Raw genomic sequence first — 9,529 nt, 5'->3', positions numbered from 1 at the left:
AGCCGCTGCGTGGCCCCGCGATGTCGAAAACCCACGCATGAACCCCCGATCTGTGCCCGATCTGTGCCCAAAGCGGCGCTTGCGCGGCCGCTTCCTACCCGCCAGACTCGCCAAAAAGGGCGGTTGAACTTCCTATACCCCCGACGTGACACTGTTCCTCATCGTGTCGCTCTTGATATCGGCGGCTGTGGTTCCGATCACCTTGCTGCCCAGTCATCCGCCGGCCCAGGTCGAACAGGAGCGGGTCGTATTCAGGGACCTCGTCCTCGCATCGCCCCTCGCTGCTGCTGGCGCGTTCCTGGCCGGCCTGGCTATCGGCGGTTTCTGGGGCATGGGCCCAAACTTTGGCCAGAGGATCGGACTCGATGTGGGCGGCATATCCGCCTTCATGGCTGCGGTTCTTGGTGGAACGCTGGCGTTGCAGTGGCCACTCGGCTGGCTTTCGGATCGAGTGTCCCGAAATCTTGTCATCGCCGGTGCGGCACTGGCGTCCGCGGCGGCTGCCGTCGGCGTAGCGATGGCCGCGGAAGCACCTCTGCCCCTGCTCCTCGCGGCGGGTGCTCTTTTTGGTGGCTTTGGCATACCGATCTATTCGTTGTGCCTCGCGGTCGCGAACGACGATCTTCCGGCCAGTCGGCTACTGGGCACCGCGCGCGGGCTTCTGCTACTCAACGGGATCGGGACAGCCGCGGGCCCCCTCATCGGGGGAGCGGCGATGGCTATCGTAGGTCCAGGCGGCTTGTTCCTTTATGCGGCGGCGTTGCTCATCATCCTGGCGGTGCTGGCCGTCACACGCAGGCAGCCGAGTCCCCCAAACCAGGCCAAGGCCGGCGCCCGTTGTCCGAGCACGCCGATGATCACGGGATCTCTCGATACGATGATATGCATGCAAGGAAAGACCCAGGACGTTCGGCATTAGTGTGGGCGGCGGTGGGGTGCCTTATTCTACGTCTTCTACTGTGAGATCCCGTCCGTTGAACTGCACGGTCTCCCCGGCTCGGGCACCCTCGATTGCTTCGAAGATCGGCGCCATCGTGGAAATGCCCATGAGCTCACGCCCCTGACAGGTGAACTTGCTCGTTGACACCGCGATCACAAAGTGGCGGCCAGACAGCTTGACGACTGCGCCTTCGTTGACGGCCAACTTGGGACCGAAATCGATCGTCCTGAGTTTTTCGAGTTTATCAGCATAGTCATGGAGCGTGTCATCGAGCGCTTCGGCGAAGTCGCTTGCGACCTCGGCCTGAGCTAGTTCGTCGTTTTCGATCGGTTCGCTCCGATCGAGCCGAGCGGTGGAGACATAATCCAGATAATTGTCGCGAGCGCTATGCAAGGCTGCAGTTTCCAGCGAAAGCATAGTTTCCCGAATATGGTCTTTATTCCAATCCATAAATCACCTCGTTATGTTTCGATAATACAAATATCCGGTAGACTGGTCCGCGACCTCTTCGGGAGGGGACCACAGGGGCTCGCTGATCCTGCTATTCATCGCTGATGACGTCCTCTCCCTGATAAGGAATTCTAATCAGCCGTGAATCTCGGATGATGCTTGTGACGAGCCAGACATATGACCGCTCGGCGGTATCGAAGCCGAGAATGCTGAAGGCTCCGCCGAAGGGGCATGCTGGGAAGTCTGGAAAGCCCTGCCGCACAACGTAACGCTCGGGATCGCGGTCAAACTCGCTCTTGTAGACTTTGCGCAGTCCGTGCTTGCTCGGCACATCCTGGTCACCTGCGGGACTGTTTCCCGATGCGCTACGAGGCGCTCAGAGAGGTCGCGGTGACACATTTCGTCGAATACGTCGAACGCGTCGATCAACAGGCCCTTGTGCCCTGTCGCTGGATCGGTGATCGCGTAGATGTTGGAGGCGTCTTCTGCGTCACTCCCGCTTTCGAGGCGTAACGCCGCGTCGATGCGAAGGGCGCAAGGGTCCAGTGTTGATCCGAGATCGAGATCGACGAGATTGCCGTCTTTGACGCGGTACTCGCGGTTGTAGCCCTTGGCGACGAAGGACTGCACTGTTTCTAGAACGTCGGTCACTTGGGATGTCACGGCTGCACCTATGCTTGGTGTCGTATTGAGCCCGCCCCGGCGTCGGGCGCGCTGTGACCGGTCGGATGACGGCGAGTTTTGCGAGACGCGGTATTCACAGCCACTTGGCCATCTTGAAGCGCACAAACAGGAAAAGGCAGGATATCGCCATCACCCCGAGTACGACGAAGTATCCGTAGGCCGTGTCCAGTTCCGGCATATGCTTGAAGTTCATGCCGTATATTCCAGCGATCGCCGTCGGGACTGCGAGTATTGCCGCCCAAGCGGCAAGCTGACGGGTGATCACCCCGATCCTTTGTGCTTCCAAAAGGCTGCTGGCCTCAAAGACTGTAGACAGGACCTGAAGGAGGCCGTCGACCATTGACTGCACCCGATCGACGTGATCCGCGACATCGTTAAAGTACGGCCTCACTTCGGCGCTGATGCAGGGGAAATGCCCGCGGACGAGTTTTCTGACCAGTTCGGCCATAGCGCCGAGCGTGCGTTGGAAGCGCGTGAGTTCGGCCCTCAGCCCGAAGATGCGGGCGACTTCTGCCCGTCCGAGAAAATCGTCTAACGACCGTTTCTCCATCGCGAGGACGTCATCCTCGATCATTTCGAAGATGGGCAGATACTGGTCGACGATACGGTGCAAGATCGCGTGCAGCACGTAGTCGACACCCTTTCCGAAGAGCGCCGGCGAAGCCTCGAGTTGCTCCCGAAGTTTGCCTAGCGCTCCGGCGTTGCCGTGCCGCACGCTGATGAGATGATTGTGACCGGTGAAGATCGCCATCTTGCCGTAGCTGATCCGGTCGCCGACCAGTTCGGCAGTCTGCGCGACGATGTATAGCTCGCCGTTGTAGACGTCGAGCCTGGGCGGGCACAGCGGGTGCATCGCGTTATCGATTGCCAACGGATGGAGGTGATACGTCGCCTGAAGCGCGTGAAGTTCGTCGGCGGTGGGATCCAGAAGAGCGATCCAGCAGAAACCCGAGCGACCCTTGTCGAGTTGGACGCGCTCGTCGATCGCGATTTCCCGGATTCGCTTGCCTTCGTTGTAATAGTAGGCGGCGATGACGCTCATGCCGACCTCGCAGGGATTTGCAGGCCACGCTGCACTGCCGGTCGAGCCAAGCCACGGCCGAGCCATTTCTGGATGTTCGAATAGTCGCTGAGGCTAAGGATGTCGCCAGCAGCGTAGAGTTCAACCAGCGCATTCACCCAGCCGAGCGTCGCGATGTCCGCAATCGAATAGTCGTCGACGAGCCAATCACGGCCTTCCAGTTGGCGATCCAGGATGCCGAGGAGACGCTTGGATTCATCGACAAAGCGCTGCCGAGGCCGTTTGTCCTCATAGTCCTTACCGCCCCACCGCAGGAAAAAGCCAAGCTGACCGAAGATCGGCCCGATGGCCGACACCTGGAAGAATACCCAGGCCAAGGTTTCGTAACGTTGGGCGGGTGAACTCGGAATGAACTGGCCCGTCTTGTCGGCCAGGTAGATAAGGATCGCACCGGATTCCCAAACGGCAATGGGGTTGCCGTCCGGGCCCGCCGGATCGATGATCGCCGGTATGCGGCCGTTCGGGTTTAACGAGACGAACGCTGGGTCCTTCGACTCGTTGTTCGAGATGTCGATCAGGTGGGGCTCGTACGCTAGGCCAGTCTCCTCCAGCATGATCGAGGCTTTGACGCCATTGGGCGTTGGCGCGGCGTACAATTGCAGGCGGTCGGTATGAGAGGCCGGCCAGCGCTGCGTGACCGGAAATGATGAGAGGTCTGGCATAATTCTGCGATCCTGTTGCTACGACGGCGGCTGACTCAAATGACCACCTCATCAATGCGGGGTCCGATGACCGCGTCGTTTGACGACACGGTCAAGAAGAGTGCGAACCCGAGCGGCGCAGCGGCAACGTCAGTGAAGACTATTCCGCTGCGGTGTCGGCCGCAGGCTGCACATCGCCAGCCTTTTGGCGCTGTGGAAGCACCCAGCCGGGACGGGGGAAGTGACAGGTATAGCCGCCGGGCCGCTTCTCCAGATAGTCTTGATGTTCCGGTTCGGCCTCCCAGAAATCGCCGACCGGCTCGACCTCGGTGACGACCTTGCCATCCCACAGCCCCGAGGCATCCACATCGGCGATCGTATCCTCGGCGACGCGCTTCTGCTCCTCGTCGACATAATAGATGCCCGACCGGTAGGAGAGCCCACGATCATTGCCCTGGCGGTTCAGCGTCGTCGGATCGTGGATCTGGAAGAAGAATTCCAGGATGTGCCGGTAGCTCGTCACTGTCGGGTCGAAGACAATCTCGATCCCCTCGGCATGCGTGCCGTGATTACGATACGTGGCGTTCGGAATATCGCCGCCCGTGTAACCCACACGGGTCGAGATGATGCCGGGCCGCTTGCGGATCAGATCCTGCATGCCCCAGAAACATCCGCCTGCGAGAACAGCGCGCTGATGCATGTTAAGCCTCCTCTACCTGATCGAGATATTCACCGTATCCCTCGGACTCCATCTCGTCGCGCGGGATGAAGCGAAGGGACGCTGAGTTGATGCAGTAGCGCAGACCGCCGCGGTCGGAAGGACCGTCCGGGAACACGTGGCCCAGATGGCTGTCGGCGTGTACCGACCTGACCTCCGTCCGGACCATGCCGTGTGCGCTGTCCCGCACCTCGTTCACGTTTGCCGGAACGATCGGCTTGGTGAAGCTGGGCCAGCCAGTACCCGAATCGAACTTGTCCGTTGAAGCGAAGAGCGGCTCTCCCGACACTATGTCGACGTAGATGCCAGGCTCCTTGTTGTCGTTGTGCTCGCCCGTGAAGGGCCTTTCGGTCCCCGACTCCTGGGTAATACGGCGTTGCTCGGGGGTCAGGCGGTCAACTGCTGTCTGTGACTTTTCAAACTTCATGATAGTCTCCAATACTTATCTAGAGGTCCAGACACACTGCCGTTCATTTTGCCAGTCATTGGCGTCGACTATCGCAGTGTGCCTTAGATTTTACCAATACGCCGTGCGTATAGTTTCCATAGCGCCGAAGCTCTTCACGTCGTGATTCAGTTCCACTCGTAACGGGCTGCCAGCTGCGCGATATTCCGTATCTCGACCGTTGCCGTGGAGCCGGATACCGTCGCGATCACGACTTCGCGCTCCAAGTCAAATCCGTCGATCGGCCGAGTGACGAGGCCTTGCACGGTGGCCGATCGTTCCGGAAGAATGCATATGGCGTGGCCGTCAGCGACGACCCGTTGCACCCAGTCCTCGCGATCTGATCGAAAGCGAGGTTGCATGAGCAAGTCCCGTCGCGCGAAGTGATCGAGGATCCGATCGCGAAACTCGCATTTCAGGCGATCGACGAAAGGAAACTCGAGCAGGTCTTCGCCGCGCACGATCTCGTTGGCAGCCAAGGGATGGTTTGCAGAACAGCCGAGCACGAAGCGCTCCCGAAATAGAGGATGCACATCCAGCTTGCGTTCCGGTCGTGTTTCACGCGGCATGATGCATGCGTGGTATTTTCCTGAAAGCACCTCCGATGTGTCCTCGTTCGACTGGAGCGAGTGCAGCTTGATTTCGATGGATGGCATCTCCGCCAATGCGCTCTCGAAGAACGCCGTAAATTCCTTTGGTCCGACGGTGGGCGCGACGGCGACATCCAGCACGCGGTGCCCCCCCATCGCCCAGTGCTCCGAGTGATTGCGTACGCTCTTCATCGCGACCACCATGCGCCGGAATTCTGCCTCGACGTCATGGCCAAGGCCAGTCAGGCGGCTGTTCTTCCCGTCGCGATAGATCAGCGGCCCGCCAAGCTCATCTTCCAAGCGGCGGATCGCGCGGGTCAGACTTGGCTGTGACACACCGCTCAAGCGAGCAGCTGCTGTGAAATTCAGCGTCTCGGCCAAGTTGATGAAATAGCTGACTTGATTGAGTTCCATAGTCCTTTGGCCCATGCGCCTGACTGATGCCTCTTCCGTGAGCCCGCCTTCGGAAAGCAGGCCACAGAAATATGCTTGGCGCATATAATCATGATCTAGGGGCTTGTCTATATGCGCCAGACATATAAATGATACTCTGAGATGACGCCTACTGGTTGGCGGTGCGCTCTGCTCAGCTCCGTCGAAGGTTCTGAGAGCGCAACCGCCAAGCCGCGAGCTGGAGGTTTGATGGACATGGCAGAAACAACATTCACGTTTGCGAGTGGAGCTGGCTCTCAGCTTTCCGGGCACCTCGAACCGCCAGAGGGAACGCCGCGGGGCTGGGCGATCTTCGCCCACTGCTTCACGTGCGGGAAAGACAGTCGCGCCGCCGTTTACATCTCGCGCGCGCTGTCGCGTGCGGGCATCGGGGTCTTGAGGTTCGATTTCGCCGGAACCGGGATCAGCGGTGGGTCGGGGGAACCTGTGAGTTTCGCGTCGGACGTCGAGGACCTTAGGGCTGCCGCAAAGGCGATGGCGGCGGCGGGTATGTCACCCTCCCTCCTTGTCGGGCACAGCCTGGGTGGCACCGCTGCGATCGTAGCCGCGGCCGAGTTGCCTGACGTTGCGGCGGTGGCGACGATTGGTGCGCCGGCCGACCTTCAGCATATCTTGCGGCTCTTCGGACCGAATGATCTGGACACCATCGCGAGCGAGGGCGAGGCCTCGGTGGAGATCGCCGGTAGGCCCTTCCTCATTCGCCGAGGGTTCCTTGAGGCGGTTGAGGGGATCGACGTCGAGAAGGCCATTGCCTCCCTGCGACGGCCGGTGCTGGTCATGCACTCTCCGCTGGATCAGGTGGTCGGCATCGACCACGCGTCGCGCATCTTCGTCGCGTCCAGGCACCCTAAAAGCTTCATCTCGCTCGACAACGCGGATCACCTTCTCACCGACGTCGCGGACGCGAACTACGCTGCGGCCATGGTGGCGGTTTGGGCGAGCCGCTTTCTCCCACCACTCACGGCGGATCTTCCGCAGGTCGAGGTTGCGGAGGGCGTCGTCGCCACCGAAACTCTTGCAGGGACGTTCCAGCTCAAGGTCCGCAGCGGCGAGCACACTCTGTTCGCCGACGAGCCAGCATCGGTCGGTGGCCTCGGGACCGGACTATCTCCCTACGAGCTCGTATCTGCCGGCCTCGCAGCCTGCACGGTGATGACGATGCGTCTCTATGCGAACCGCAAGGGCTTTCCGCTCGAACGGGCGAGCACGACCGTGCAGCACGAGAAGGTGCCGGACATGATGCCACCCGACCGGTTCACCCGCACCATTGTCCTCGATGGGCCGCTGAGTGATGATCAGCGCGCTCGGATCCTCGCGATCGCTGATCGGTGTCCCGTCGATCTGAGTCTCATCCGGGGTTCGGACGTGCAGACCGAGCTCTTGAGCACCAGTCAGGCTGCGGATCCCGCGAGGCTGGCTTGACCGTGGCGCACACGGAGGAGGGCGAATGGACTGTGAGCCAATCGCCTACCGGCAAAGGGGCGCCCGCGACAGAGCGAGCAATTCTCGCAGGCGGCTGCTTCTGGGGCATGGAGGATTTGCTGCGCCGAGCCAGGGGAGTCATTTCGACGCGGGTCGGTTACATAGGCGGTGAAATGCGTGATCCGACCTATGCGAGACATTACGGCCATGCGGAAGCGGTGGAAGTGACTTTCGACCCTTCCGTTCTCAGCTATCGCTCTCTCCTGGAACTCTTCTTCCAGGTCCACGACCCCACGACCTACGAGCAACAGGGCAGCGATGTCGGTCCGAGCTATCGATCGGCAATTTTCTATACCACCGAGGTGCAGAAGGAAGTCGCCCTGGCGACTTGGCGAGGCCAGACGCTCGGGGCGCTTTTCCTCCGGCACGCCGGTCGCGGTCGGGTGGATCGAGACCGCGGACTCGTAGTCGACCCACAGCACGCGGCCGGCATCGATGGACGGACCGTAGCCGCCGACGAAGCGGCCCGCCGGGGTGGTGCGGTCGCGGCCGGGGATCTCGCGCAGGGCGAGGCCCGCGATGCCGGGGGCGGTGTGGTCGCCCACGGCGGAGCCGAACAGGCCGGGCGCGGCGCCGCGCAGGCGACCATCGCCGCCGAACACGAGGATCTGGGCGGCGGCCTTGTCCATGATCGCGAAGGGATAGCCCTGGCTGTCGCCGGAGGCGACGACCCAGCCGGCCAGTTCGATCACCGTGTCGGAGACGTCCTGGCCGCGGGGCAGTTCGTCCAGTGACGTCACCGGCGGGGTGCCGTCGTCGCGCGCGCTGGCGGGGGCGCCCACGCTGGCCAGCGCCAGCGCCAGGGCCAGCGCAACCGCGCGCCGGCCCGGGTGGGAGAGGGAGTGGGGGAAAGTACGGATGGGAAGCTCCTCGGGGGCGGAACACCATCCAACGCGGGGATCCGCGCCGCGCAGGCGACGGATCCCCGCGCCGGTCGGTCAAGCGGAGTGCGTGCTCACCCGCGCGGCACGCGGCGCGGCGACGACTCCAGCCGCTGCACGCGGCCTTCGATCTGGTCGAGGCGCTGGTTGGCGCGCTGGGCGCCCTGATTGGCGGATTCGGCGCTCTGGGCCGCCCCCTGCACCTGGGTGTCGAGGCGGTCGAGGCGGGAGTCGCCGCGGCAATGTCTGACGCGAAGATCAGAACGCACCGATACGAACGTGCGAACACAGGCGCAACACTGAGCAGCCGTCCCCGCACCGGAGCGCTGCGTGCCGCGCCTCGCCACATCCCGGCGGCAAGCCGCGGGATGCGCGCCACTGCCGTCCGCCCACACCGGTTCGCGGTACGCGCGCCACGCGCCCGAGCGCACGCTGCTGTACGCGTTGGTAGAGGCGCACTACCCGGACTTCATTGTACGGATCGAAGCGGAGGGCCGCTCGCTGCCCGGATATGTCCGCGAGGCGTTCGATGCCTACCTGCGTTGCGGCGTGCTCGAGCACGGCTTCCTGCGCGTGGTGTGCGAGCACTGCCGTGCAGAGAGGCTGGTGGCCTTCTCCTGCAAGAAGCGCGGGTTCTGCCCGAGTTGCGGCGCGCGACGCATGGCCGAGAGTGCGCGGCACCTGGTCGAGGAGGTGTTCGGCCCGCGGCCTGTGCGGCAATGGGTGCTGAGCTTTCCGTACCCCTTGCGCTTCCTGTTCGCCAGCAAGCCGGAGGCCATCAGCCCGGTGCTGGGCATCGTGCATCGTGTGATCGCCGGCTGGTTAGCCGATCAAGTCGGCGTCGACCACGCCAGCGCGCAATGCGGCGCGGTGACCCTGATCCAGCGCTTCGGCAGCGCGCTGAACCTGAATGTTCACTTCCACATGCTGTGGCTCGACGGCGTGTACGACGCGAACGTCGAGCCGCCGCAGCGCAAGCCGCGCCTGCGCCGCGCCCGTGCCCCCACCTCTGCGCAACTGACGCAGCTCGCCAACACCATCGCGCATCGCGTGTGCCGGCACCTGTCGCGCCGCGGCTGGCTCGAAGGCGAAGACGAATCCGTGTTCCTGTCCGACAGCGCGGGTAGCGACGACGGCATGGATGGGCTGCGGATGAGTTCGATG

The 9,529-nt window shown here is 62.5% G+C and carries 11 protein-coding genes and 2 pseudogenes; 4 read left to right on the top strand and 9 right to left on the bottom strand.

The features are described 5' to 3' along the window. Nucleotides 1-145: 145 nt before the first annotated feature. Entirely contained in the window at nucleotides 146-919 is a 774-nt protein-coding gene (locus ACVOMB_RS20115) for an MFS transporter (protein ID WP_254850114.1), read from the top strand. Nucleotides 920-940: 21 nt separating this feature from the next. Here ACVOMB_RS20115 and ACVOMB_RS20110 read toward each other — a convergent pair whose 3' ends face one another. The 7 genes from ACVOMB_RS20110 to ACVOMB_RS20080 form a co-directional block, all read right to left on the bottom strand. Then, a complete protein-coding gene (locus ACVOMB_RS20110; RefSeq protein WP_028720648.1) occupies nucleotides 941-1,390 on the bottom strand; it encodes a hypothetical protein in 450 nt (149 codons plus the stop codon). A gap of 135 nt (nucleotides 1,391-1,525) precedes the next feature. After that, nucleotides 1,526-2,041, bottom strand: a complete 516-nt coding sequence (locus tag ACVOMB_RS20105; protein ID WP_226341216.1) for a hypothetical protein — start codon at nucleotides 2,039-2,041, stop codon at nucleotides 1,526-1,528. 106 nt (nucleotides 2,042-2,147) lie between these two features. Beyond that, nucleotides 2,148-3,116 (bottom strand): magnesium and cobalt transport protein CorA, encoded by a 969-nt coding sequence (locus ACVOMB_RS20100; RefSeq protein ID WP_028720649.1) that lies wholly within the window; start codon nucleotides 3,114-3,116, stop codon nucleotides 2,148-2,150. Then, nucleotides 3,113-3,817, bottom strand: coding sequence for a glutathione S-transferase N-terminal domain-containing protein (locus ACVOMB_RS20095; protein WP_028720650.1), 705 nt, complete (start codon nucleotides 3,815-3,817; stop codon nucleotides 3,113-3,115). Before ACVOMB_RS20095 ends, ACVOMB_RS20100 begins: the two co-directional genes overlap by 4 nt. A 139-nt stretch (nucleotides 3,818-3,956) precedes the next feature. Beyond that, a complete protein-coding gene (gene msrA / locus ACVOMB_RS20090; protein ID WP_077566237.1) occupies nucleotides 3,957-4,496 on the bottom strand; it encodes a peptide-methionine (S)-S-oxide reductase MsrA in 540 nt (179 codons plus the stop codon). A gap of 1 nt (nucleotide 4,497) precedes the next feature. After that, the gene (gene msrB, locus ACVOMB_RS20085) at nucleotides 4,498-4,941 is read right to left on the bottom strand and encodes a peptide-methionine (R)-S-oxide reductase MsrB (RefSeq protein ID WP_077566235.1); all 444 of its coding nucleotides are present in this window, start codon (nucleotides 4,939-4,941) and stop codon (nucleotides 4,498-4,500) included. A gap of 146 nt (nucleotides 4,942-5,087) precedes the next feature. Then, on the bottom strand, nucleotides 5,088-5,963 hold the full coding sequence (locus ACVOMB_RS20080; RefSeq protein ID WP_176126904.1) for a LysR family transcriptional regulator: 876 nt from the start codon (nucleotides 5,961-5,963) through the stop codon (nucleotides 5,088-5,090). A 228-nt stretch (nucleotides 5,964-6,191) separates the two neighbouring features. Here ACVOMB_RS20080 and ACVOMB_RS20075 point away from each other — a divergent pair, with 228 nt between their 5' ends. Together ACVOMB_RS20075 and ACVOMB_RS20070 are read left to right on the top strand one after the other, a co-directional pair. Then, a complete protein-coding gene (locus ACVOMB_RS20075) occupies nucleotides 6,192-7,424 on the top strand; it encodes a bifunctional alpha/beta hydrolase/OsmC family protein (protein ID WP_077566231.1) in 1,233 nt (410 codons plus the stop codon). Nucleotides 7,425-7,531: 107 nt separating this feature from the next. Then, nucleotides 7,532-7,753, top strand: a pseudogene (locus tag ACVOMB_RS20070) (peptide-methionine (S)-S-oxide reductase); the annotation flags it as partial. 33 nt (nucleotides 7,754-7,786) lie between these two features. On the opposite strand, the pseudogene ACVOMB_RS20065 reads toward ACVOMB_RS20070, so the two are convergent. Then, nucleotides 7,787-8,287, bottom strand: a pseudogene (locus ACVOMB_RS20065) (hypothetical protein); the annotation flags it as partial. A gap of 152 nt (nucleotides 8,288-8,439) precedes the next feature. After that, nucleotides 8,440-8,634: a hypothetical protein gene (locus ACVOMB_RS20060; RefSeq protein ID WP_052156759.1), complete on the bottom strand. Its 195-nt coding sequence runs from the start codon at nucleotides 8,632-8,634 to the stop codon at nucleotides 8,440-8,442. Between the two features lie 61 nt (nucleotides 8,635-8,695). Between ACVOMB_RS20060 and ACVOMB_RS20055 the strand changes: the two genes are divergently transcribed. After that, nucleotides 8,696-9,529: transposase zinc-binding domain-containing protein (locus tag ACVOMB_RS20055; RefSeq protein ID WP_481532804.1), on the top strand; the 834-nt coding region annotated here is incomplete at its 3' end.

This window comes from Stenotrophomonas sp. STEN018 (assembly GCF_056760235.1).
The sequence above is the reverse complement of the archived record's forward strand: the minus strand, read 5'-3'. Positions and strand labels throughout refer to the sequence as shown.

Coding starts and splice junctions, on each gene's coding strand:
- ACVOMB_RS20075 (WP_077566231.1), top strand. CDS start 6,192: ATGGACATGGCAGAAACAACATTCACGTTTGCGAGTGGAGCTGGCTCT.
- ACVOMB_RS20110 (WP_028720648.1), bottom strand. CDS start 1,390: ATGGATTGGAATAAAGACCATATTCGGGAAACTATGCTTTCGCTGGAA.
- msrA (WP_077566237.1), bottom strand. CDS start 4,496: ATGCATCAGCGCGCTGTTCTCGCAGGCGGATGTTTCTGGGGCATGCAG.
- ACVOMB_RS20095 (WP_028720650.1), bottom strand. CDS start 3,817: ATGCCAGACCTCTCATCATTTCCGGTCACGCAGCGCTGGCCGGCCTCT.
- msrB (WP_077566235.1), bottom strand. CDS start 4,941: ATGAAGTTTGAAAAGTCACAGACAGCAGTTGACCGCCTGACCCCCGAG.
- ACVOMB_RS20080 (WP_176126904.1), bottom strand. CDS start 5,963: ATGGAACTCAATCAAGTCAGCTATTTCATCAACTTGGCCGAGACGCTG.
- ACVOMB_RS20100 (WP_028720649.1), bottom strand. CDS start 3,116: ATGAGCGTCATCGCCGCCTACTATTACAACGAAGGCAAGCGAATCCGG.